The 20,923-nt window shown below is 62.3% G+C and carries 25 protein-coding genes; 14 read left to right on the forward strand and 11 right to left on the reverse strand.

What is annotated here, in order from left to right; translation table 11 throughout:
- Positions 1-6: 6 nt before the first annotated feature.
- From trbJ to trbB, 5 genes are read right to left on the reverse strand one after another with little or no spacing between them, the layout of a single operon-like run.
- Entirely contained in the window at positions 7-789 is a 783-nt protein-coding gene (gene trbJ / locus NDN16_RS13965) for a P-type conjugative transfer protein TrbJ (RefSeq protein ID WP_012092659.1), read from the reverse strand.
- Complete coding sequence (gene trbE, locus NDN16_RS13970) at positions 786-3,296, reverse strand: conjugal transfer protein TrbE (RefSeq protein WP_012092658.1); 2,511 nt, start codon at positions 3,294-3,296, stop codon at positions 786-788. The genes trbJ and trbE overlap by 4 nt, the downstream gene beginning before the upstream one ends.
- 8 nt (positions 3,297-3,304) lie before the next feature.
- Positions 3,305-3,586 (reverse strand): VirB3 family type IV secretion system protein, encoded by a 282-nt coding sequence (locus tag NDN16_RS13975; protein ID WP_012092657.1) that lies wholly within the window; start codon positions 3,584-3,586, stop codon positions 3,305-3,307.
- Complete coding sequence (locus tag NDN16_RS13980; protein WP_012092656.1) at positions 3,586-3,915, reverse strand: TrbC/VirB2 family protein; 330 nt, start codon at positions 3,913-3,915, stop codon at positions 3,586-3,588. The genes NDN16_RS13975 and NDN16_RS13980 overlap by 1 nt, the downstream gene beginning before the upstream one ends.
- The gene (trbB, locus tag NDN16_RS13985) at positions 3,912-4,910 is read right to left on the reverse strand and encodes a P-type conjugative transfer ATPase TrbB (RefSeq protein WP_012092655.1); all 999 of its coding nucleotides are present in this window, start codon (positions 4,908-4,910) and stop codon (positions 3,912-3,914) included. The genes NDN16_RS13980 and trbB overlap by 4 nt, the downstream gene beginning before the upstream one ends.
- Before the next feature lie 428 nt (positions 4,911-5,338).
- Here trbB and NDN16_RS13990 point away from each other — a divergent pair, with 428 nt between their 5' ends.
- The gene (locus NDN16_RS13990; RefSeq protein WP_012092654.1) at positions 5,339-5,704 is read left to right on the forward strand and encodes an ArsR/SmtB family transcription factor; all 366 of its coding nucleotides are present in this window, start codon (positions 5,339-5,341) and stop codon (positions 5,702-5,704) included.
- An 8-nt stretch (positions 5,705-5,712) separates the two neighbouring features.
- Positions 5,713-6,648 carry a bile acid:sodium symporter family protein gene (locus NDN16_RS13995; RefSeq protein ID WP_012092653.1) on the forward strand — a complete coding sequence of 312 codons (936 nt, stop codon included), beginning with the start codon at positions 5,713-5,715 and terminating at the stop codon, positions 6,646-6,648.
- Between the two features lie 7 nt (positions 6,649-6,655).
- Here NDN16_RS13995 and NDN16_RS14000 read toward each other — a convergent pair whose 3' ends face one another.
- The gene (locus NDN16_RS14000; RefSeq protein WP_012092652.1) at positions 6,656-7,072 is read right to left on the reverse strand and encodes a MerR family transcriptional regulator; all 417 of its coding nucleotides are present in this window, start codon (positions 7,070-7,072) and stop codon (positions 6,656-6,658) included.
- A 66-nt stretch (positions 7,073-7,138) separates the two neighbouring features.
- On the opposite strand from NDN16_RS14000, the gene NDN16_RS14005 reads away from it, so the two are divergent.
- The 6 genes from NDN16_RS14005 to lspA all read left to right on the forward strand — a co-directional run bounded on the left by NDN16_RS14005 (position 7,139) and on the right by lspA (position 12,301).
- Complete coding sequence (locus NDN16_RS14005) at positions 7,139-9,271, forward strand: heavy metal translocating P-type ATPase (protein ID WP_028034401.1); 2,133 nt, start codon at positions 7,139-7,141, stop codon at positions 9,269-9,271.
- A 66-nt stretch (positions 9,272-9,337) separates the two neighbouring features.
- A complete protein-coding gene (locus tag NDN16_RS14010; protein ID WP_012092650.1) occupies positions 9,338-9,955 on the forward strand; it encodes a cation transporter in 618 nt (205 codons plus the stop codon).
- Positions 9,948-10,451, forward strand: a complete 504-nt coding sequence (locus tag NDN16_RS14015) for a copper chaperone PCu(A)C (RefSeq protein WP_028034400.1) — start codon at positions 9,948-9,950, stop codon at positions 10,449-10,451. Before NDN16_RS14010 ends, NDN16_RS14015 begins: the two co-directional genes overlap by 8 nt.
- A complete protein-coding gene (locus NDN16_RS14020; RefSeq protein ID WP_012092648.1) occupies positions 10,448-11,068 on the forward strand; it encodes an SCO family protein in 621 nt (206 codons plus the stop codon). The genes NDN16_RS14015 and NDN16_RS14020 overlap by 4 nt, the downstream gene beginning before the upstream one ends.
- Entirely contained in the window at positions 11,068-11,811 is a 744-nt protein-coding gene (locus tag NDN16_RS14025) for a cytochrome c biogenesis CcdA family protein (RefSeq protein ID WP_012092647.1), read from the forward strand. Before NDN16_RS14020 ends, NDN16_RS14025 begins: the two co-directional genes overlap by 1 nt.
- 25 nt (positions 11,812-11,836) lie before the next feature.
- Positions 11,837-12,301, forward strand: a complete 465-nt coding sequence (lspA, locus tag NDN16_RS14030) for a signal peptidase II (RefSeq protein WP_012092646.1) — start codon at positions 11,837-11,839, stop codon at positions 12,299-12,301.
- Between the two features lie 105 nt (positions 12,302-12,406).
- Here the strand turns inward: lspA and NDN16_RS14035 are convergent, their stop codons facing one another.
- Positions 12,407-12,904, reverse strand: a complete 498-nt coding sequence (locus NDN16_RS14035; RefSeq protein ID WP_012092645.1) for a DUF6428 family protein — start codon at positions 12,902-12,904, stop codon at positions 12,407-12,409.
- Positions 12,905-12,950: 46 nt separating this feature from the next.
- Here NDN16_RS14035 and NDN16_RS14040 point away from each other — a divergent pair, with 46 nt between their 5' ends.
- Genes NDN16_RS14040 through NDN16_RS14065 form a run of 6 tightly spaced genes read left to right on the forward strand, consistent with a single transcriptional unit; the run spans position 12,951 to position 17,337 of the window.
- Positions 12,951-13,310 carry an ArsR/SmtB family transcription factor gene (locus NDN16_RS14040; protein ID WP_012092644.1) on the forward strand — a complete coding sequence of 120 codons (360 nt, stop codon included), beginning with the start codon at positions 12,951-12,953 and terminating at the stop codon, positions 13,308-13,310.
- Positions 13,303-13,851: an arsenate reductase ArsC gene (locus NDN16_RS14045; protein ID WP_012092643.1), complete on the forward strand. Its 549-nt coding sequence runs from the start codon at positions 13,303-13,305 to the stop codon at positions 13,849-13,851. Before NDN16_RS14040 ends, NDN16_RS14045 begins: the two co-directional genes overlap by 8 nt.
- 8 nt (positions 13,852-13,859) lie before the next feature.
- Positions 13,860-14,285, forward strand: a complete 426-nt coding sequence (gene arsC / locus NDN16_RS14050; RefSeq protein ID WP_012092642.1) for an arsenate reductase (glutaredoxin) — start codon at positions 13,860-13,862, stop codon at positions 14,283-14,285.
- Between the two features lie 27 nt (positions 14,286-14,312).
- The gene (gene arsB / locus NDN16_RS14055) at positions 14,313-15,401 is read left to right on the forward strand and encodes an ACR3 family arsenite efflux transporter (protein ID WP_012092641.1); all 1,089 of its coding nucleotides are present in this window, start codon (positions 14,313-14,315) and stop codon (positions 15,399-15,401) included.
- Positions 15,398-16,114 carry an arsenical resistance protein ArsH gene (arsH, locus tag NDN16_RS14060; protein WP_012092640.1) on the forward strand — a complete coding sequence of 239 codons (717 nt, stop codon included), beginning with the start codon at positions 15,398-15,400 and terminating at the stop codon, positions 16,112-16,114. The genes arsB and arsH overlap by 4 nt, the downstream gene beginning before the upstream one ends.
- A 26-nt stretch (positions 16,115-16,140) precedes the next feature.
- Positions 16,141-17,337: an MFS transporter gene (locus tag NDN16_RS14065; protein WP_049768451.1), complete on the forward strand. Its 1,197-nt coding sequence runs from the start codon at positions 16,141-16,143 to the stop codon at positions 17,335-17,337.
- Positions 17,338-17,489: 152 nt separating this feature from the next.
- Here the strand turns inward: NDN16_RS14065 and NDN16_RS14070 are convergent, their stop codons facing one another.
- The 4 genes from NDN16_RS14070 to NDN16_RS14085 form a co-directional block, all read right to left on the reverse strand.
- Positions 17,490-17,927: a hypothetical protein gene (locus NDN16_RS14070; protein ID WP_052095659.1), complete on the reverse strand. Its 438-nt coding sequence runs from the start codon at positions 17,925-17,927 to the stop codon at positions 17,490-17,492.
- Positions 17,928-18,057: 130 nt separating this feature from the next.
- On the reverse strand, positions 18,058-18,486 hold the full coding sequence (locus NDN16_RS14075) for a hypothetical protein (protein ID WP_034658497.1): 429 nt from the start codon (positions 18,484-18,486) through the stop codon (positions 18,058-18,060).
- The gene (locus NDN16_RS14080) at positions 18,483-18,932 is read right to left on the reverse strand and encodes a CopG family transcriptional regulator (protein WP_012092637.1); all 450 of its coding nucleotides are present in this window, start codon (positions 18,930-18,932) and stop codon (positions 18,483-18,485) included. Before NDN16_RS14080 ends, NDN16_RS14075 begins: the two co-directional genes overlap by 4 nt.
- A 4-nt stretch (positions 18,933-18,936) precedes the next feature.
- Positions 18,937-20,922, reverse strand: a complete 1,986-nt coding sequence (locus NDN16_RS14085) for a conjugal transfer protein TraG (RefSeq protein ID WP_012092636.1) — start codon at positions 20,920-20,922, stop codon at positions 18,937-18,939.
- Position 20,923 lies beyond the last annotated feature (1 nt).

Below are 20,923 nucleotides of genomic sequence, written 5' to 3' on the forward strand. Positions count from 1 at the left end.
CTTTCCTCAGTTGAACATTCGCGCGTTGCCGGGCTGATAGCCTGACCCCGGCGTCAGGAAACGCTCGCGCTGAATGCGTCCCTGTTCGGCTGCCGTGGCGCGTTCGGCCTCGGTCAAGGCATTCGCCCGGCCATTGGCCGAGATGACAGCGATCAGGTCCGAAAGCTGCTGCGACTGGAGGGCGAGAAGCTGGTTGCCAGCCTGGGTCGCCTGAAGCGCGCCGGTCGCCCCCTGGCTTTGGCCGACAAGCTCCGACATTTGCGTGCGATTGCTGTCGATATTGCCGACGACGCCGGCCTGGACGCGCATGGCGTCCTGCAGGCCGCCGACGGTGTTTTCCCAGCGCGAGCGCGCATCGGCGATCATCTGGGTGTCGGTCGCGGTCAAAGACAGCTTGCCGTAGTCCTGCTGGAACATCTGATCGATGTTCTGAACGTCGAACGCAATGTTCTGGGCCTGCCCGAGAAGCTGCTGGGTCCGCTGGACGTTCTGCTGAAGCGCCTGAAGCGAGCTGTGAGGCAGGCTCGCGAGATTGCGGGCCTGGTTGATCAGCATCTGCGCCTCGTTCTGAAGCGAGGTGATCTGGTTGTTGATCTGCTCCAGCGTACGGGCGGCGGTCAGCAGATTCTCCGCGTGGTTGGTCGGATCATAGACGATCCGGCCGAACCCGCCGAAGAAGGCATGGGCCGGGGTGATGAAGTCCGGCGCGAGCGCCAGCGGCGCGGCAAGCGAAAGGGCGAGCGCCGAAGCGCTGGCCATGCGGGAAATCCGGGTCTTTGTGCGCGTCATGGGGTACTTTCCTCTTCTTCCAGGGTGAGCTCGAACGCGTCCTCATCGAAAATGACGGACGGCAGATCCTCGCTTTCGGTCGCGAGATTGCTGAGGTCCGGGATCAGTTCTGCGGCCCATTCGACGCCACGCGCCTTGAGCCAGGCGGCGAGGAACCCGTCGCGGCCATGCTCGGTGAGGATTTCGCTGATCAGGGCCTGATCGGATTTGGCCGATGCGGCGCAAAGCGCCAGCCCGACTTCCGACAATCCGAGGTCAAACAGGCGGTTGCCGCGCCGCGACTGGCAGTAGTAGTCCCGCTTGGGCGTGGCCCGTGCGAGGATCTCGATCTGCCTGTCATTGAGGCCGAAACGGCGATAGATCGCGGTGATCTGGGGTTCGATGGCGCGCTCGTTGGGCAGCAACAGCCGCGTTGGGCAGCTTTCGATGATCGCCGGCGCGATGGCTGAATTGTCGATGTCGGACAGTGACTGCGTGGCGAAGATGACGCTGGCGTTCTTCTTTCGCAGGGTTTTGAGCCATTCCCTGAGTTGGTCCGCGAAGCCTTCGTCGTCGAGCGCCAGCCAGCCCTCGTCGATGATCAGCAGCGTGGGCCACCCGTCTAGCCGGTCGCCGATGCGGTGGAAGAGATAAGAGAGGACCGCGGGCGCCGCGCCGGTCCCGACAAGGCCCTCGATTTCGAATGCCTGCACGTCTGCTGAACCAAGATGTTCGGTCTCCGCATCGAGCAGCCGGCCATAGGGACCACCGACGCAATAGGCGCGGAGCGCCTGTTTCAGATCATTCGACTGGAGCAGCACGGCGAGGCCGGTGATGGTGCGTTCCCCGACCGGGGCGGAGGCGAGCGAGGTCAGGGCCGTCCAGATGTGCTCCTTCACCTCCGGGGTGATCTGGATGTTCTCGCGCGTCAGGATCGCCACGATCCAGTCGGCGGCCCAGGCGCGTTCGGCCGTCTCGTGAATGCGCGCCAGAGGTTGCAGCGAGACGGATGTTTCGGAAGCGTCGGTCAGCTCGCCACCAAGATCGTGCCAGTCACCTTGCATCGCGAGGGCGCAGGCCCGGATCGAGCCGCCGAAATCGAAGGCAAAGACCTGTGAGCGCGCGTAGCGCCGGAACTGCAAGGCCATTAGCGCCAGCAGCACCGATTTGCCGGCACCCGTCGGCCCGACGACAAGCGTATGGCCGACATCGCCGACATGGAGGGAAAACCGGAACGGGGTCGATCCTTCGGTCCTGCCATACAGCAGCGGGGGCGCGCCGAAGTGATCGTCCCGTTCCGGTCCCGCCCACACGGCGGACGAAGGGACCATGTGGGCAAGGTTGAGCGTCGAGACCGGCGGTTGCCGGACATTCGCATAGGCATGTCCGGGCAAGCTGCCGAGCCAGGCGTCGACGGCGTTGACCGTTTCGACCATGACGCTGAAATCGCGGGACTGGATGATCTTCTCGACCAGCCGCAGCTTTTCGTCGGCGCGGCGGGCGTCCTCGTCCCAAACGGTGACGGTCGCCGTGACATAGGCCATGCCCGCCATGTCGGCGCCAAGTTCCTGCAGGGCCATGTCGGCATCGGCCGCCTTGTTGGCGGCGTCGGTGTCGACGAGCGCGGATTGCTCGTTGGTCATCACCTCTTTCAGGATGGCGGCAATCGACTTGCGCTTGGCGAACCACTGGCGCCTGATCTTCGTCAGCAGCCGGGTCGCATCGGTCTTGTCCATGAGGATGGCGCGGGTCGACCAGCGATAGGGAAAGGCCAACCGGTTCATTTCGTCGAGCAGGCCGGGGGTGGTGGTTGCCGGAAAGCCGGTGATCGTCAGCACCCGGAGATGCTGATTGCCCAGGCGCGGCTCCAGCCCGCCGGTCAGCGGCTGATCGGCCAGCAGCGCATCGAGATAGGTCGGGGTTTCGGGCACGCGGACGCGATGCCGGTTGATCGAAATCGTCGAATGCAGGTAAGTCAGCGTCCCGGCGTCATCGAGCCAGCGGCATTCCGGCATAAAACCGTCGAGCAGCGCCAGCACGCGGTCGGTGCGGTCGGCAAAGCCGCGCACCAGTTCCCAAGGGTTCACGCTCGACGTTTCGCGGCCCTCGTAAAGCCAGGACTCGGAGCGGGCGGCATCCTCGGCGGGCGGAAGCCAGAGGAAGGTCAGGAAATAGCCAGAGACGAAATGGCTGCCTTTCTCCTCGAAATCGGCCTTGCGCTCGGCATCGACCAGCGCCGATGCGGGATCGGGGAAGCGGCTCGCCGGATAGGTGGCGGCTTCCGACCGCTGTGCTTCGACGAAGATCGCCCAGCCGGAGCCGAGGCGACGGAAGGCATTGTTAAGGCGGCCAGCGACCGCGACCAGCTCGGCCGCGACGGCGGAATCCAGATCGGGACCGCGAAACTTCGCGGTGCGCTGGAACGAGCCGTCCTTGTTGAGGACAACGCCGAAGCCGACCAGCGCTACCCAGGGAAGGTAATCGGCGAGGCGGGATGCGGTACGGCGGTATTCGGCGAGATTCATCATGGGCTTCCTCACACCGAAAGATGACCGGGGATGCGGAGGTGGCGGCGCGCGACCTCGACGAAGAGCGGATCGCGCTTGGCGGCCCAGACGGCGGCGATGTGACCGACGGCCCAGATCAGGATGCCGGCCAGCCAGAGCTGGAGGCCGAGGCCCACGGCTCCGGCCAGCGTGCCATTGAGGATCGCGACGGAGCGTGGCGCTCCGCCAAGCAGGATCGGTTCGGTCAGGGCGCGGTGAACCGGCACACTGAATCCCGGAACCGCGTCGAGCGCCTCGAAACTCACCGCCATCAGACCAGCGCTCCGCCGCCGAAGCTGAAGAACGAGAGGAAGAAGCTGGACGCCGCGAAGGCGATGGAGATACCGAAGACGATCTGGATGAGGCGACGGAAGCCGCCGCCGGTATCGCCGAATGCGAGCGTCAGGCCGGTGACGATGATGATGATCACTGCCACGATCTTGGCCACCGGGCCTTCGACGGATTCAAGGATGGATTGCAGCGGCGCTTCCCAGGGCATGGAGGAGCCAGACGCTTGGGCGGGGGCAGTCATCAGGCTCGCCCAGGTGAAGGCGGCGGCGGTCGCCAGATGATGACGGATACGAACGGCGCAACGGATCATGCAGGTTCTCCTGGAACGTGAGGGATTGAGGTGTCGGGAAAAGCGAGGGAAATCCGGTAATCGCCGTCGGGGCCGAGCCCTTCGACGCAGGCAAGTTCGGCCAGCCGGCGCGCGGAGCCGCGGCCAGCGAGGACGGCCACGAGGTCGATGGTCTCCGCGATCATCGCGCGCGGCACAGTGACGACGGCTTCCTGGATGAGTTGTTCGAGGCGGCGCAGGGCGCCGATGCCGGAACCAGCATGGATGGTGCCGATGCCGCCCGGATGGCCGGTGCCCCAGGCTTTGAGGAGATCGAGCGCCTCGGCGCCGCGCACCTCACCGATCGGAATGCGGTCCGGACGCAGGCGCAGCGAAGACCGCACCAGTTCCGACAAGGTGGCGACACCATCCTTGGTGCGCATCGCCACGAGATTCGACGCTGCGCATTGCAGTTCGCGGGTGTCCTCGATGATGACGACCCGATCCTGCGTCTTCGCCACCTCGGCGAGCAGCGCATTGGTCAGCGTCGTTTTACCGGTGGACGTGCCGCCTGCGACAAGGATGTTGGCGCGGGACGCGACGGCCGCGCGGAGCGTTTCCGCCTGATCGGCGGACATGATGCCGGCGGCCACATAGTCGTCTAGCGTGAATACTGCGACCGCGGGCTTGCGGATGGCGAAGGCGGGTGCGGACACGACCGGCGGCAGCAACCCCTCGAAGCGCTCGCCGGTTTCGGGCAGTTCGGCCGAGACGCGCGGGCTGCGCGCATGGACTTCGACGCCGACATGGTGGGCGACCAGCCGCACGATGCGCTCACCGTCAGCGGCGGACAGTATTTCGCCCGTATCGGCCAACCCTTCGGACAGCCGGTCCACCCAGATGCGTCCGTCCGGGTTCAGCATGACCTCGACGACAGACGGGTCTTGCAGCAGGGTTGAGATGGCAGGCCCGAGCGCTGTCCGGAGCATGCGCGCGCCGCGGTCCACATTTGCCTGTTTGTGGTTGATGCCTGGCATCTCGTCCCCGTTCCACCGGGGAGGCGAGAGACGATCCCCGGATGGGGATCACTAAAAGAGACACAAAACAGGTCGTTTCAACAAGTTTCGGTCGTCGTAGTAGTGTGGGATAAAATTACAGGAGAACGGCGGTGTGCCTGACCAGTCGGATGATCTGCAGGCACACCGGCATGCTCTCGACTGATTCGACCGGCCCGTGGCGTCAGGCCGCCTCGCCGGGACCGAGCCGACGTTCGCCCCAGGTGGTCCGCTCTCGGAAATCATGTCGCAAGTGGCTTAGCACTTGCGATAAAGTCTTGTGAAACGAATAGCCGCGACTTTCCGGGTGCAGCCGATCTATTGCGGGTTTCAGGAATTGCGCGAGATTGAGGCGCGCGCGCTCCATCTATAAGCAATAATTTCAACAAAACATGAAACGTTGAAATGATATGGACGAAAACGACGCGCTCGCGGGCTTCGCCGCGCTCTCTCACAAGGACCGCTTGCGGATAATCCGCATGTTGGTCGTCGCGGGGGCTGACGGCATGGCCGCTGGTGCCATCGCCGGCGCGCTCGATGATGCGCCGCCGTCGCGCGTCTCCTTCCATCTCAAGGAACTGGAGCGTGCCGGACTCGTGCAGGGGCGGCGAGATGGCAAGTCGATCATCTACAGCGCCAACTGGCCGGCGCTCTCCGATCTCGTCGCCTTCCTCATGCACGACTGCTGCCAAGGTCACTGCAAATATTGCGATCAAGCGATTGCCCTGTTCGCGAAATGCGAGGGCCGCCCAACCGGTACGATCCGCTGCGAATAGGACTGCCGATGCAGAAAGCCCTCGCCTTTGTTGAAAACAATCTCCTGCTGCTGGCCGTTGTAACGGCCGCGCTTGGCCTGCTCGTCCCTTCGCTCGGCATGGTCCTTGAAAGCGGCATAAGCCCGCTTCTGGCATTGCTGATGCTGGTCATCAGCCTGACATTCGACGCTCACGCCGTGAAGCTGGTTTTCCGGAAGCCGAGCCGGCAGCTTTGGGCGCTTGGCCTCGTCTATGGTCCCATGTCGCTCGCCGGATGGCTCACCGGGCGGCTGTTCTTCGGCTCTGGGCCGCTGGCCGCCGGTCAAACCCTTGTCGGCACTCTGCCGACTGACGTTTCCGCTCCGTTGCTGGTCCTGCTCGCACGCGGCAATGTCGCCCTCGCGGCGGTCCTCAATGCGGTCAACACAGTGCTTTCGCCCTTCATCGTGCCGATCCTGTTCCTGCTTCTCACCGGAATCGAGCTGCAAGTTCCCATCGGGGCGATCATCATGGAATTAGTGCTGATCGTGGTGCTGCCGACCGTGATCGGGGTCTACCTACGCACGCGATACCCGGAAGCGGTCGGCCGACACGATGGCCTCTATCCCTCTCTTGGTTCGGTGCTCTACCTGCTCCTGCTTCTGGCGGTCGTGGGTCCAAACGCCGAAACAATCCTCGGCTATGGCTGGTTCGCCCTCCTAATCGCGCTGGCCGCGCTCACGCTGAACCTGATCGGCTATGCGGTCGGGTCCATCGCAAAAGTCTTTGTGGCCGACCGGCAAGAGCTGATCGCCTACCTGTTCACGGTGAGCAAAAAGGAGTTCTCCATTGCGGCGGCGTTCGTAGCGGCGTCCGGGTTGCCCTCGGAAATCGCCGTGCCTGCCGCCTTCTTCGCTGTGATCCAGATGATTACGTCACCGATCGCCGCAAAGATTTTGGCATCGAGAGGCCCGGCGCTGCGGTGAGCAGTCATTAGGTTCTGGCTGGCAGCGGAGACAGGCTCTCTATTATCCTACAATCTGCGACCAGCCCGCATCCACACTGGTCTATCATCCTGTCCAGTTCCGACTTGAGCGCAGTTAGGTCTTCGATTTTTCGCTCGACTTCCTTCCGGTGCTCCTTTGCAATCGCATCAATCGCCGCGCAGGACTGCGAACGATCGTCGGCCAGCTTGAGAAACTCCCTGATCTGATCGAGCGAGAAACCAAGCTCGCGCGCACGCCTGATGAAGCTGAGGCGGTTGAGGTGGCCCGGCTCATATGCACGGTAGTTGCCATCGGTACGCGAGGGTGCGGGCAGGAGACCGTTCTTCTCGTAGAACCGGATCGTCTCGACCTTGGTCCCCGTTCGTCTAGCCAATTGGCCGATCATCAGAATTCTGTCGTTCATCTCTTGACCCTATAGTTACTACAGGGTCTATCTACAATGTCACATCGGGAAAGTCGAGGTGACATCATGGCGGCAGCGAGCCCTTACAGACTGCGTGTAGAAGGCATGGACTGCGCCTCCTGCGCGTTGAAAATTGAAACGGTGATGCAACGCCTGCCGGGCGTTAGCGACATTCATGTCAGCTACGCCAACGAGACGCTCGCATTGCAACTGGATGAGGACCGTACGGCTCTCGGCACCATTGAGCAAAAGATCCGAGCGCTCGGCTACACACCAGTGATCGAGCAGACCGAGGCAAAGGCGAGCCCACCTCGGAAACGCAGCACGGAGGCGTGGTGGAAAGGCAGCAAGGGTCGGCTTGTGCTCCTTACCGGCGCGTTGTTCATCCTTGCCTTCGCCCTCGCGCGTGTCCTGCCCGAATCGGAGCAATGGCTATACTCGGGCGCTGCATTGATCAGCATCATCCCGTTCGCGAGGCGGGCGGTCGCCGGCGCGATGTCCGGCTCCCCCTTCACCATCGAGACGCTGATGACGGTCGCGGCACTCGGCGCGGTCGCCATCGGCGAGGCCGAAGAAGCTGCTGTCGTGATCTTTCTGTTCGCAGTGGGCGAATTGCTTGAAACCGTGGCGGCCGGCCGTGCGCGCGCTGGCATTGAAGCACTGATCGATCTCGTGCCTCGGGCCGCGTTCCGCGAGCGTGATGGTGTTGTTGAGAAGGTCGCCGCAGAAGATCTGGCCGTCGGTGATGTTGTCGTTGTTCGGCCTGGTGACCGTGTGCCGTCTGACGGCACGGTGATTGACGGCGTTTCTGAGGTCGATGAGGCCCCGGTGACAGGCGAATCCGTGCCCGTGCTGAAAGAAGCCGGCGCAAACGTCTATGCCGGCAGCATCAATGCAAATGGCGAGTTGCGGGTGTCGATCAGCCATGTCGCGGCCGACAACACCATCGCCCGTATCATCCACATGGTCGAGGAAGCCCAGGAATCAAAGGCCCCGACGGCGCGTATGATCGACCGTTTCAGCCGCTGGTACACGCCGGGCGCGATGGTCGTCGCGGCTCTGATCGTTGTCGTGCCGCCGCTCGCCTTCGGCGGTGACTGGATGACATGGGTGTATCGGGGTCTCGCGACGTTGCTGATTGCTTGTCCCTGCGCGCTCGTGATTTCCACACCGGCGGCTATTGCTTCGGGTCTTGCCGCCGGTGCGCGTCAGGGACTGTTGATCAAGGGCGGCGCGACGCTGGAAACACTTGGCAAGGTCGTAACCGTTGCCTTCGACAAGACGGGAACGCTGACGCGTGGCCACCCCCAGGTGACGGACATTGTGCCGATCAATGGTGATGAGAACTCCGTCCTTGCCATCGCGGCGGCCGTCGAGCGCAGCACCAGCCATCCTCTCGGGATTGCAATCGTGGAGGCGGCAAAGGTGCGGGGGCTCGAACTGCCCGCCACCTTCGGGGGCGGCGTTGCCACACCCGGCAAAGCGGTCACAGCGCGGTTGAAGGACGGCTTCGCTTCGGTCGGGTCTCCCCGTCACGCCGCCGAACAAACGGGCCTCGAAGAGAGCATCGTTGACACGATCACCGGGCTGGAGAGCCAGGGCAAGACGGTCGTCGTGCTCATCAAGGGCAAGACCATCGAGGGATTGATCGCCTTGCGCGACGAGCCGCGCGACGACGCTATCGAAGGTGTGAAGCGGCTGACAGATCGCGGCGTGCGCCCTCTGATGCTGACCGGCGACAACAAGCGCACGGCCGACGCCATTGCGGCTCATCTCGGCCTTGAGGCGAGCGCCGAACTTCTGCCCGACGCCAAGCTCGCCGAGATCGGCCGCCTCAGGGCTGATGGACCGATTGCCATGGTGGGAGACGGTATCAACGACGCTCCGGCGCTCGCTGCTGCCTCCGTTGGCGTTGCCATGGGTGCGGGCACCGACGTCGCGCTGGAAACCGCTGATGCCGCGCTGCTCAGAAACCGGGTGACGGGTATCGCTGATCTCATCGGATTGTCGCAGGCGACGCTCGGCAATATCTGGCAGAACATCGCAATAGCGCTTGGTCTGAAGGCTGTCTTCCTCGTGACGACTCTATTCGGCATTACCACGCTCTGGATGGCCATCCTCGCCGATACGGGCGCTACTGTCCTCGTTACGGCCAATGCGCTGCGCCTGCTGACCTGGCGCGGCACCCGCGACAAATGAGCTTGAACAGTGCGCACATGCAGGTCGCGGCTTCCACTTCTCGCCAAGAAAGCCGAGGTATAATTTATGAGTAATCAGTCCCAGGGCAGTGCCAATTCATCCGAGAAGAGCGAACAATGGGCGCTCGCATGGGTACTTGCGATTAATACTGCCCAGGCAGCCATTGTGGGAGGATTAGGTTGGTGGGCTCAGTCAACAGGATTGATGGGCTCTGCACTCGATAATCTTGGCGATGCCGGTGTCTACGCCATCAGCCTTTTCGTCGTAGGTCGCGGTTTGGCGGCGAAGGTTCGCGTTGCGCGGCTGTCGGGTATGCTCCTGATAGTATTCGCCGGTTTGCTTCTGTTTGAGGTTGGCCGACGCTTCTTCACTGGCTCCGATCCGATCGGGCCGGTCATGATCGCCGTGGCAATCGCGAGCGCGCTTACGAATATGATCTGCATGTGGTTCCTGAAATCACATCGGGAAAGTGGCGTGCATCTGCAAGCCTCATGGATATTCACGACAAACGATATGCTCGTGAACTCGGCGATCGCTGTTTCTGGTCTTGCAGTAATTCTTTTCAATTCGCCTTATCCGGATCTGATCATTGGCTTGGGTGTGGTTGTAGTCGTTGTCAGAAGCGGCTTCGAAATCCTTGAGAAGGCCGGCGAAGCTGGAAAAGGAGAAAAGGAACATGACTAGTTTGCGAGCCCTATCCGCCGCCTTCCTTGCCCTTGCAGTGTCGATCTCTCCTGCTGTGGGTCACGACTTCCAAGCTGGTTCGATCACCATCAATCACCCGTGGTCACGCGCGACTCCGCCGGTCACGCCGGTAGCCGGCGGCTATCTGACGCTGACAAACGATGGCGATATGGCCGATCGCCTGGTTTCAATCTCATCACCTCTGTCAGACCGGGTGGAAATCCATGAGTCGACCGTGAGCGATGGGGTTGCCAGCATGAGGCCTGTGCAAAATGGCATCGAAATTGGAGCTGGCGAGACCGTCGAGCTTCAACCTGGCGGTATGCACATCATGTTCTTGAAGCCATCGCGCCCTTTGAAGGATGGGGAGCGGTTTGCCGCGACTCTTGTGTTCGAGCAGGCCGGTGCGATCGACGTTGAGTTCGTTGTGCAGAACATGGGCGCTCGTCCGGAATCTGCGAACGAACATGACGGACACGGAGAGGCTGTCCAATGAGCGGCGTCAAACTTTTCCGCCTTGTTGCATGGGTTGCCGTCGCCGCTGTCGGCGGGCTTTTCATCGGCCTGTCCGTATCCAAGCCTTGGCAACAGCAAACCGTGGCGGTCGCGTCCTCGACAGGCACGGCAGCCATCGGCGGCCCGTTCCAGCTCACATCCCATCGAGGCGAAACGATCGACAATGCTGCGCTGGCCGGAAAGCCTTATCTCGCCTTCTTCGGCTTCACCCATTGTCCCGATGTGTGCCCGACGACGCTCTATGAACTGAGCGATCTCATGAACGAGCTCGGGCCGGTGGCCGACCAGTTCAACGTCCTGTTCTTCACCGTCGATCCCGAACGGGACACACAAGAATTGCTGGCTCAGTACATGACAGCCTTTGATAACCGCATCCTCGCACTGCGGGGAAATCGACAGGAAACGGACGCTGTGGTGAAGGCCTTTGCGGCCTATGCGCGAAAAGTGCCTCTGGAAGGGGGCGAATACACAATGGATCATACCGCCGGCGTTTACCTGATGGATGCCGAGAGCCAATTCGTCGGCACGCTCGACATGCACGAGCCGCGTGAGATTCGATTGCAGAAGCTCCGCCGCCTGGCGGGCGAGATTGGCTGATGGAGTTCTCCAGTATCGGAATAGCGACGGCTTTCGCCGCAGGTGTCGTATCCTTCCTGTCGCCCTGCGTCCTTCCGCTGGTGCCGGGCTATATCTCCTACGTCGCAGGCCGCACGATTAGCCCGGATGGCACTGCGGCCGATGCCGAATTCAAGGCGGCAAGCCGAACTCTCGGCCTCAGCCTCTGCTTCGTGCTCGGCTTTACGACCGTGTTCGTCCTCCTTGGGGCCAGCGCAACCGTGTTGAGCCGGCTCCTGCGCATGTATCTTTTCGAAGCGAACCTGATCGGAGGCGTAATCGTCGTCCTCTTCGGTCTGTTCACGACAGGCCTCGTACCAATGCCCTGGCTCAATCGTGAAGCGCGGTTCCATGCCAATCCGGGCAGCGGAAGCGCCGGCGCGGCTTATCTCCTCGGTCTCGCTTTCGCGTTCGGCTGGACTCCCTGCATCGGACCAGTGCTGGGCGCGATTCTGACCCTGTCCGCCGCCAACGCCACGGTCGCAAGCGGAACGACGCTGCTCGCCGTCTACTCGCTCGGCCTTGGCCTCCCTTTCATCTTGGCCGCTTTGTTCATGCGCGGGTTCATGGCGCGGATGATGTCGATGCGCCGTACTGGCCGGGTGCTCAAAATCGTCGCTGGTGGGGTGATGGTGGTGATGGGCATCGCCATGATCACCGGCCATCTAACCAGCTTTGCGATATGGCTGCTCCAGACTTTCCCGGCCCTCGGCCGGATCGGCTAAGCCGGAGTTTAAAGGACATTTGGACATGCTCAGGCTCGGCCTTCCCATCGCCCTTGGCGGATTTTTCCTTGATCAGGCGACGAAGTGGTGGGTCCTGAACCATGTTATGAACCCGCCTCAGGTCATCCCCGTCACCGGCTTCTTTAATCTCGTGCTCGGCTTCAATACCGGCGTGAGCTTCGGATTGTTCGGCCAGGCGCCGGCTTGGCTCCTGATGGCGTTCACGCTCGCTATAGTCGCTGGCCTCCTTGTCTGGATCCATCGAAGCGACAGCCGCCTGACGGCATCCGCCCTCGGGCTCGTGGTTGGGGGGGCGCTCGGCAATCTGCTCGACCGGCTGCGGCAGGGTGCGGTGGCGGATTTCCTGGATTTTTACATTGGCAGCTATCATTGGCCCGCCTTCAACCTTGCCGACGTGGCGATTGTCTGTGGGGTCGGGCTTTTGCTGGTGGAGAGCGTTCTGGCACGAGGCAAAACAAAGGCTGCATGAACAGAAGTCCTCGCCAGCTATCCGAAACTATCGCCGCAAAATTCCCGGAACCTGCAACGTAGCGGGCTTTAGAAGTAGTGCGACATGGCAATGGCTCGGGCGGGCTTAGCCGCAGCAGGCAGACGCTCTCGTCTGCTGCGCGCGATGCCTCGGCTTGCAGATTGCGGGGCGCGGGCTGAGACGCACAATCGTCCGGTCTTTCTCGATCTCGATTCCGGCCCCGTCATAGACCTGCATCGGCTCACCGGGCCGGCTCACCTCCCATGTCAACCGCGCGTCCGTGTCAAGCTGGACCCTGCTGCCGACCTTTCCCAAGATTGACCGGAACTTGGCGACGGTCATCGGCATGCTGCCTTCGGTCGGGGGAATATCCTCGACCTGCAAGACCGTCTCCCGCCACGCATCGGGATTGCCGCCGCAATCGAGCGTGACGAAGGAACCGGCCTTGACCTCCGTGATGTGATAGCCGGCCTGCACCTGCTGCCCGTCGCCATAGGCGAGCACAAGAACCTTGTCGGCATGGCCCTCCAAAATATCGAGGATCGCCCCGAGCGAGGCAACATCAGGAAATTCTGTGATTAAGGGGCTGGCGTAAGCGTTCATGTCCGTGTATCCATGATTCAACTACTCTTGAGATGTTGAGGCATACATGAACGAAAAGCAAGCCCTCTCTGCCTTCGCGGCGCTCTCGCAGGAAACCCGGCTGCGCATCGTGCGCCTGCTGGTGACGGCCGGCCCGGAAGGGATGCCGGCCGGCGCGATCGGGGAAGCGATGGACGGCGCATCGTCGTCGCGCATGTCCTTCCACCTGAGCCACCTTGAACAAGCCGACCTCATCGAGTCGCGGCGCGACGGGCGCTCGATCATCTACAGCGCCTCCTATCCGGCGCTGTCCGGCCTGCTCGAATTTCTCATGCGCGATTGCTGCCAAGGCCACCCGGACGTGTGCAACCCGGCAGTCGCCGCGCTGTCCTGCTGCAAACCGACGAAAGGCGTCACCCATGCCTGAGCCTATGGCCAATCACTCCGATAGAATCTTCAACGTGCTGTTTCTTTGCACCGGAAATTCCGCCCGCTCGATCCTTGCCGAAAGCATCTTGAACAAGGATGGTGCGGGTCGCTTCCGGGCCTATTCGGCTGGAAGCCAGCCCAAAGGCGAAGTGAACCCGCTCGCCCTGAAGGTACTCGAAAGCTACGACTACCCGGCTGAAGGCTTCCGATCGAAAGGATGGGAAGAATTCTCCGGCCCCGACGCGCCGGTGATGGATTTCGTGTTCACCGTCTGCGACAACGCGGCCGGCGAAGCCTGTCCGGTCTGGCCGGGCCAGCCGATGACCGCGCATTGGGGTATCGAAGACCCCGCCACCGTCGAGGGCACCGAGATTCAGCGCATGGCGGCTTTTGTCACGGCGTTTCGCTACATGAAAACCCGGATTTCGGTCTTCGTGGCCTTGCCCGTCGCCAGCCTCGATAAATCGTCGCTCAATATGAAGCTCAACGAAATCGGTCAATCCGAAGGGGCAGCCTCGCCCCGCTCTGGCGCGGCGTGAGGCAATCCATGGATGTCATTGTCTACCACAATCCCGATTGCGGCACCTCGCGCAATACGCTCGGCCTGATCCGCAATTCCGGCGTCGAGCCGCATATCATCGAATATCTGAAAACCCCGCCCTCACGGGCGCTGCTCGCGCAACTCATCGAGCGCGCCAGCCTGACGGCCCGCTCGATCTTGCGGGAGAAAGGAACGCCCTATGCCGACCTCGGCCTTGGCGATCCAGAATTGAGCGATGACGCATTGCTCGACGCCATGATGGCGCACCCGATCCTCATCAATCGCCCCCTCGTCGTCACCCCCCAAGGGGTCAAGCTCTGCCGACCGTCCGAAGCCGTTCTTGATCTGCTGCCCCCACAACGGGGCGAGTTCGTCAAAGAGGATGGCGAGCGGATCATTGACGAACATGGACGGCGCGTTGCTTCCGCCTGACTTTCAGCCTGCGATTGGAGAATACTGATGGCTTCCCTCAAGCCAGCTTCCCGCCTTGGTTTCCTCGACCGCTATCTGACGGTGTGGATTTTCGCCGCGATGGCACTCGGCGTCGTGCTGGGCACGATATTCACCGGCTTGCCGGAAGCTCTCAACGCCATGTCGGTCGGCACCACCAACATACCGATCGCCATCGGCCTGATCCTGATGATGTATCCGCCGCTCGCCAAGGTGCGCTACGAAGAACTGCACCGGGTCTTTTCCGACAAGCGAGTGCTGATCCTTTCGCTGGTACAAAACTGGATCATCGGCCCGACGCTGATGTTCGCGCTGGCCGTGATCTTCCTGCGCGACCACCCGGAATACATGACAGGACTGATCCTGATCGGACTCGCCCGCTGCATCGCTATGGTGCTGGTCTGGAACCAACTCGCGCGCGGCGACAATCAATATGTCGCCGGTCTGGTTGCCTTCAACTCGATATTCCAGATTCTGTTCTTCTCCACCTATGCGTGGTTTTTCCTTTCCGTCTTGCCACCCCTCTTCGGCCTTGAGGGCAGCGTCATAGACGTGAGCTTCTGGACCATTACCGAAGCGGTGCTGATCTATCTCGGCATTCCCTTCCTCGCCGGGTTCCTGACGCGCCGCATCCTCATCGCTCGCAAAGGCGCGGGCTGGTATGAGCACGAATTTCTGCCGCGCATCAGCCCCATAACGCTAGCCGCGCTGCTGTTCACCATTGTCGCCATGTTCAGCCTCAAGGGCGCGGACGTGGTGTCGCTGCCTCTCGATGTCCTGCGCATAGCCATTCCCCTGGCGCTTTATTTCGTCATCCAGTTCCTCATCAGCTTCGCGATGGGCCGGCTGATCGAGGCGGATTATCCGCGCACCACGGCCATCGCCTTCACCGCTGCCGGCAATAATTTCGAGTTGGCCATCGCGGTCGCCATCGCGGCATTCGGTCTCGCATCGCCGGTGGCCTTCGCCGCCGTCATCGGCCCGCTCGTGGAAGTGCCCGCACTGATCCTGCTCGTTCATGTCGCGCTCAGGCTCGGCGCGAAGTGGTTTCCCGAGAAAGGGACGCCCGTTGCCGTTCCGGCCGAGGCCAAGCCATGACGGTTTCCGACCTTCCTAATGTGGTCCGCGCGGTGCTCGACAGCCCATCGGCTGAACGCCTACGAACGACGCCCTCTGCTCATCCGCCGCGCATTCTCCTGCTCTACGGCTCGTTGCGTGAACGCTCCTATAGCAAGCTGCTCACGCTCGAAGCCGAACGGCTCCTCAACCACTTCGGCGCGGAAACCCGTGTGTTCGATCCGCACGGCCTGCCGCTGCCTGATGGTGCGCCCGTTGATCATCCGAAGGTGCAGGAGCTTCGGAAACTTTCGGAATGGTCCGAAGGGCAGGTCTGGACCAGCCCCGAACGTCACGGTGCCATGAGCGGAGTCCTCAAGGCGCAAATCGACTGGATACCGCTCGCGGTTGGCGCAGTTCGCCCCACCCAGGGCCGCACATTGGCCGTGATGCAAGTCTCTGGCGGCTCGCAGAGTTTCAACGCCGTCAACCAACTTCGCGTCCTCGGCCGCTGGATGCGGATGATCACCATCCCCAACCAGTCCTCGGTCGCCAAGGCATATCAGGAGTTCGACGAAGCGGGTCGAATGAAGCCTTCATCCTATTACGACCGGGTGGTCGATGTGATGGAGGAACTGGTGAAGTTCACGCTTCTGACCCGCGACGTCGCTCCTTACCTCACCGACCGCTACAGCGAGCGCAAGGAAACCGCCCAAAAGCTGGAAGAGCGTATGGCGCTCAAGCGCGTCCGGTGACGACAAACCTGCCGGCTCAAACGGGCCTGTCTCCCGACGCGAGAAGGTGGCCCGTCATCTCCGCGCTCGGCATCGTACAGATATTTGCATGGGGCAGCTCCTATTACCTGCTCGCCGTTCTCGCCGCCCCGATCGCGGCCGATACGGGTTGGCCGCTTTCATGGATCGTCGGCGCTCTCTCCATTGGCCTGCTCGCGGCCGGCGTCGTTTCCCCGCGCGTGGGTGACGCCATTGGCCAGCACGGCGGGCGTCCCATCCTTGCTCTGGCTTGCCTGCTGTTCGCTGCCGGCCTCGTCATCCTTGCGGCTGCGCCGTCCCTATGGGTATTCGTCGCCGGATGGATCGTGCTCGGTATCGGCATGGGGGCCGGCCTTTATGATGCGGCATTTGCCACGCTCGGGGGCTATTATGGCCGTTCCGCGCGATCCGCCATCACTACACTGACCTTGTGGGGCGGCTTCGCAAGCACGGTCTGCTGGCCGCTCTCGGCCTTGTTTCTGGAGCATCTGGGATGGCGCGGGGCCTGCATGGCCTATGCCGGCATTCATCTCGCGATCTGCCTGCCGCTCGTGCTGCTGGTCCTTCCGAGCAACGGCAAGCCCAGGCCGATCGGTGGCAAAGACCAAGCTCCTGCGATCAAGCTGCGCGACCATGAGCGCCGGGCCTATCTGATCATGATGGCGATCGTGGTGCTGGCCGGATTGGGCGTCACCATCATATCGGTGCATCTGCTGACCCTGTTGCAGCAACGCGGGCTGTCGCTGGGCGAAGCTGTAGCCCTCGGCGCGCTGATAGGCCCGGCCCAAGTCGCCGGCCGAATTGGCGAAATGGCGAGCGGGGGGAGGCATCATCCCTTCTGGACACTCGCCGCCGCCTCCGTCCTGAGCGCGGCAGGGGTGACGATGCTCGCGGCAGGTTTTCTCATCATCGGCCTGTCGCTCATCCTCTACGGGGCCGGCAATGGCATCTTCTCGATCGCCAAGGGTGCGCTCCCGCTCGCCCTGTTCGGACCTTCCCGCTATGCGCCGATCATGGGGCGGCTTGCCCGGCCCAGTCTCGTCGCCCAAGCTGCCGGCCCAACCGTGGGTGCGATCCTGCTTTCGGTCGGGGGCACCGATCAAACTCTTGTGGCGCTGGCAGCTCTCGCCATCGCCAATCTCGCCCTCGTCGCGCTGTTATGGGGGCCGATCAAAGGAGAAGCGGGAAGCAACGATAAGTTTTGAGAAGCCGTCACGAAGATCCCTGATTTTTGTAGCAGGTCAGGCCAACGTTGAATTTTCAGGGGAATTTCTGTCGCAAATGTCGCGTGCGAAAGTCAAAATTGTGCGACTGATTTTTGCGACACGTCGCGGCCCGGAATCCGGGCCGCAATGGATTACCGCTCTTCCCGCTGCTGTGGTGCTGGACCGATTGTAGCGGGTTCCCCTTCGATGATGCGGATCGGCACGCCCAAAGCAGCCGAAAGGGATGCTTCGCTGCCACCGGCAAGCTCTGTTCCGGGGAGAACCGTAAGAACCACATATCCGGTGCGCTCATCGACATATCCGCCGTAGCCATCGGGAAGAACGCGCGTAATCATCTGGCGGTCATCCAACGCGGCGACCAGTTGATCGACGGTATGGGATGCGCCTGTCAGGACTTCGACACGCACCCGATCTTCGCCCAATTGGTACTGAAGCGTGCCCGCATCCCGGTCTCCCGTTAGCCTGACGACGACATGGAAATCGGGCTCGCGCTCGATGAAGATACCGGCGATACGGTCGCGGAAACGCTCCTGTAGGGCGGCCGAAAGCGGGCCGGTGTCCGGCTCCATCTCATGCGAGGGGATTTCAGGAACATAGTTCTCAGGCAACCCGGCCGGTCTGGCGGACGTGGGCGCCTCCGCGCCTGCCACGGATGCTGCCGCGACAAACACCGTTGCGCCAAAAGCCCCCGCCCATACCCTATTCATTTGTGGTTTTGCCGCGTGCTTCGAAGAGCGCGGCCTTGTCTTCCGCGGGGCTGATGAAACCGTCGCCATCGGTGTCGATCTGGTCGAAGACTTCATCGGTCATGTTCGGATTCCCGGCTTTCGCCTCTTCCCGGCTCAGCTTGCCGTCGCCATCCGTGTCGCCCGCGTCCCATTCGGCCTGCCATGCGGCTTCGTCAAAATCTGCGGGCGGTTCCGTCTGGGCGAAGGCAGGGACGGCGAGACCGATGGCGAACAGGCTGGCAATGGCAAGTCTCAAGGCTGTTCCTCCAAAGTCGAGTGAATATACAGCCATCACCTTAGGATAATTCGCGAAAATCCCAAAGACCGCGACAGTCGCGAAGGCCGCTTCCGGCGGATCCTTGTTACTGCTCAGCCAACCGGGAGCGGGAACTCGTGTCAACGACTAAGGCGGCCAAATTCAACTCTCTGATCCGTCACATCCTCCGACACCTCCTGCCGCAGCTTCGGTCCCTGTGCGAGGCGGCGACCGAGCGCGGTGATGAACGCCTCGTATCGCTCCGCTGATTTGGCCTTCGCGGCCTTTGCCGCCGGCTCAGGCAAGGCCGGTGTGGTGTTGACCCAGAAGCGGATGAAGACCGCCAGGCTTTCGACGGCGATGCCGACGTCTCGTTCAAGCCGGTCCATGCGGCGATCGAGTCGATCGAGGCGCTTGGCGATTATCGCCTCTCGGCGTTCGGCATCGTCGGGAGACAGGAATGAGGCGATGGCCGCCTCGCCGATCATCGACTGCGACCGGTCCCGCCGCGCGGCAAACTCGGTCAGGGCTTTTTCGACATCGGGGTCCAGATAGACGGTGAGTTTTTTCTTCTTCCGGAGATTGGCCATGGCGCTACAGCTCCATGCCGTCGTTCGGGTCCATGGCAACCTGCCGGGCAATGCCCTGCACCTGGCGGATCATGCGCCGATTTTGCATGGCCTCTTCCTCAACTTCATCGGGCGGCGCGATCTCGAATTCGTTCTCGAGGGGCTTTTTCTTCTCCACGGGCTTTACGCGGCTGAGTTCAGGCTGCAATCGGCGTTCGGATTCGGTCGGATCTTCGTCATTGGTTCTCTGGTCGCCGTGATCCGTGGCGCCTTCCGGTCGCGCCGGGATCGGAAGCTTGGTCCAGTCGTCGGGCCGCGTTTCTTCGGGACCTTTCAATTCAGGCGGTGACAGAACGCGCTCGCGAAACCGGGCGTCCTCGTAATAGCGCGCCTTCGTCGCCCGGATCGGGGGGATGCCCGCCACCATGACGATCTCCTCATGTGGGGGAAGCTGCATGATCTCGCCCGGCGTCAGCAACTGGCGCGCGGTTTCCGAGCGCGAGACCATAAGGTGCCCGAGCCAGGGCGACAGGCGATGGCCGGCATAGTTCTTCATCGCCTTCATCTCGGTGGCGGTGCCGAGCGCATCCGACACCCGTTTCGCCGTGCGCTCGTCGTTGGTGGCGAAGCTGACGCGGACATGGCAGTTGTCGAGGATCGAGTTGTTCGGCCCGTAGGCTTTCTCGATCTGGTTCAGCGACTGCGCGATCAGGAATGATTTCAGACCGTAGCCGGCCATGAAAGCCAGCGCGGTCTCGAAGAAATCGAGCCTGCCCAGCGCCGGAAACTCGTCCAGCATCAGAAGGAGCCGATGCCGCCCGGCGTTCGCCTGCAGGTCTTCGGTCAGGCGACGGCCGATCTGATTGAGCAGCAATCGCATCAGCGGCTTGGTGCGGTTGATGTCGGAGGGCGGCACGACGAGGTAAAGCGTGACCGGCTGATCGCCTCCCACAATATCGCTGATGCGCCAGTCGGAGCGGCGTGTGACTTCGGCCACGACCGGATCGCGATACAGGCCGAGAAACGACATCGCCGTCGACAACACGCCGCTGCGCTCGTTCTCGGACTTGTTGCGCAGCTCGCGCGCGGCGCTGGCAACGACCGGGTGCGGCCCCGCTTCGCCCAGATGCGCGGTCTTCATCATGGCGCGCAACGTGGAATCCACCGGGCGCTTCGGATCGGACAGGAATTTGGCCACACCTGCCAGGGTCTTGTCGGGTTCGGCGTAAAGCACATGCAGGATGGCGCCCACCAGCAGCGAATGGCTGGTCTTTTCCCAATGGTTGCGCTTGTCGAGACTGCCTTCCGGATCGACGAGGATGTCGGCGATGTTCTGGACGTCGCGCACCTCCCACTCGCCGCGGCGCACTTCCAGCAGCGGATTGTAGGCCGAGGATTTCGGGTTGGTCGGGTCGAAGAGCAGCACGCGGCCGTGCTGCGAGCGGAAGCCGGAGGTGAGCTGCCAGTTCTCACCCTTGATGTCGTGGACGATGGCCGACCCCGGCCAGGTCAGCAGCGACGGGACGACGAGGCCGACGCCTTTGCCCGAACGTGTCGGGGCAAAGCACAGGACATGCTCCGGCCCGTCATGGCGTAGATAGTCCTTCTCGTAACGGCCGAGAACAACACCATCGGGATCGAGCAGGCCCGCCGCCTTGATCTCTCCTTTCCCGGCCCATCGCGCCGAGCCATAGGTGGCGACGTTTTTCGCCTCGCGCGCCCGCCAGACCGACATGCCGATGGCGACGGCAATGGCGATGAAGCCGCCCGATGCCGCGATGATCCCGCCCTTGGCGAAGATCGGCGGCGCATAGGCTTCGTAGAAATACCACCACCAGAAGATCGCGGGCGGATAATAGATCGGCACGCCGAACATCACGAACCAGGGCGGCCCGAGTTGCGCCTGATAACCGAGGCTCGAGGCGACATACTGGGTCGCGCCCCAGGTGGTGGCGAGGATGATGAGGAAGACGATGGTGATCTGTCCCCAGAGGATCTTGGTCGCGGACATT

It is taken from the genome of Aureimonas altamirensis (assembly GCF_023702225.1).
Lineage (GTDB): Bacteria > Pseudomonadota > Alphaproteobacteria > Rhizobiales > Rhizobiaceae > Aureimonas > Aureimonas altamirensis_B.

Bases quoted from the DNA above. Each gene is read 5' to 3' on its own strand.
- NDN16_RS13990 (WP_012092654.1), top strand. From the start codon at position 5,339: ATGGACGAAAACGACGCGCTCGCGGGCTTCGCCGCGCTCTCTCACAAG.
- NDN16_RS14020 (WP_012092648.1), top strand. From the start codon at position 10,448: ATGAGCGGCGTCAAACTTTTCCGCCTTGTTGCATGGGTTGCCGTCGCC.
- NDN16_RS14005 (WP_028034401.1), top strand. From the start codon at position 7,139: ATGGCGGCAGCGAGCCCTTACAGACTGCGTGTAGAAGGCATGGACTGC.
- NDN16_RS14010 (WP_012092650.1), top strand. From the start codon at position 9,338: ATGAGTAATCAGTCCCAGGGCAGTGCCAATTCATCCGAGAAGAGCGAA.
- NDN16_RS14035 (WP_012092645.1), bottom strand. From the start codon at position 12,904: ATGAACGCTTACGCCAGCCCCTTAATCACAGAATTTCCTGATGTTGCC.
- trbJ (WP_012092659.1), bottom strand. From the start codon at position 789: ATGACGCGCACAAAGACCCGGATTTCCCGCATGGCCAGCGCTTCGGCG.
- NDN16_RS14015 (WP_028034400.1), top strand. From the start codon at position 9,948: ATGACTAGTTTGCGAGCCCTATCCGCCGCCTTCCTTGCCCTTGCAGTG.
- NDN16_RS14045 (WP_012092643.1), top strand. From the start codon at position 13,303: ATGCCTGAGCCTATGGCCAATCACTCCGATAGAATCTTCAACGTGCTG.
- NDN16_RS14085 (WP_012092636.1), bottom strand. From the start codon at position 20,922: ATGTCCGCGACCAAGATCCTCTGGGGACAGATCACCATCGTCTTCCTC.
- trbE (WP_012092658.1), bottom strand. From the start codon at position 3,296: ATGATGAATCTCGCCGAATACCGCCGTACCGCATCCCGCCTCGCCGAT.
- NDN16_RS13975 (WP_012092657.1), bottom strand. From the start codon at position 3,586: ATGGCGGTGAGTTTCGAGGCGCTCGACGCGGTTCCGGGATTCAGTGTG.
- NDN16_RS13995 (WP_012092653.1), top strand. From the start codon at position 5,713: ATGCAGAAAGCCCTCGCCTTTGTTGAAAACAATCTCCTGCTGCTGGCC.
- NDN16_RS14080 (WP_012092637.1), bottom strand. From the start codon at position 18,932: ATGGCCAATCTCCGGAAGAAGAAAAAACTCACCGTCTATCTGGACCCC.
- NDN16_RS14070 (WP_052095659.1), bottom strand. From the start codon at position 17,927: ATGGAGCCGGACACCGGCCCGCTTTCGGCCGCCCTACAGGAGCGTTTC.
- arsH (WP_012092640.1), top strand. From the start codon at position 15,398: ATGACGGTTTCCGACCTTCCTAATGTGGTCCGCGCGGTGCTCGACAGC.
- NDN16_RS14040 (WP_012092644.1), top strand. From the start codon at position 12,951: ATGAACGAAAAGCAAGCCCTCTCTGCCTTCGCGGCGCTCTCGCAGGAA.
- NDN16_RS14025 (WP_012092647.1), top strand. From the start codon at position 11,068: ATGGAGTTCTCCAGTATCGGAATAGCGACGGCTTTCGCCGCAGGTGTC.
- NDN16_RS13980 (WP_012092656.1), bottom strand. From the start codon at position 3,915: ATGATCCGTTGCGCCGTTCGTATCCGTCATCATCTGGCGACCGCCGCC.
- arsC (WP_012092642.1), top strand. From the start codon at position 13,860: ATGGATGTCATTGTCTACCACAATCCCGATTGCGGCACCTCGCGCAAT.
- arsB (WP_012092641.1), top strand. From the start codon at position 14,313: ATGGCTTCCCTCAAGCCAGCTTCCCGCCTTGGTTTCCTCGACCGCTAT.
- NDN16_RS14000 (WP_012092652.1), bottom strand. From the start codon at position 7,072: ATGAACGACAGAATTCTGATGATCGGCCAATTGGCTAGACGAACGGGG.
- trbB (WP_012092655.1), bottom strand. From the start codon at position 4,910: ATGCCAGGCATCAACCACAAACAGGCAAATGTGGACCGCGGCGCGCGC.
- lspA (WP_012092646.1), top strand. From the start codon at position 11,837: ATGCTCAGGCTCGGCCTTCCCATCGCCCTTGGCGGATTTTTCCTTGAT.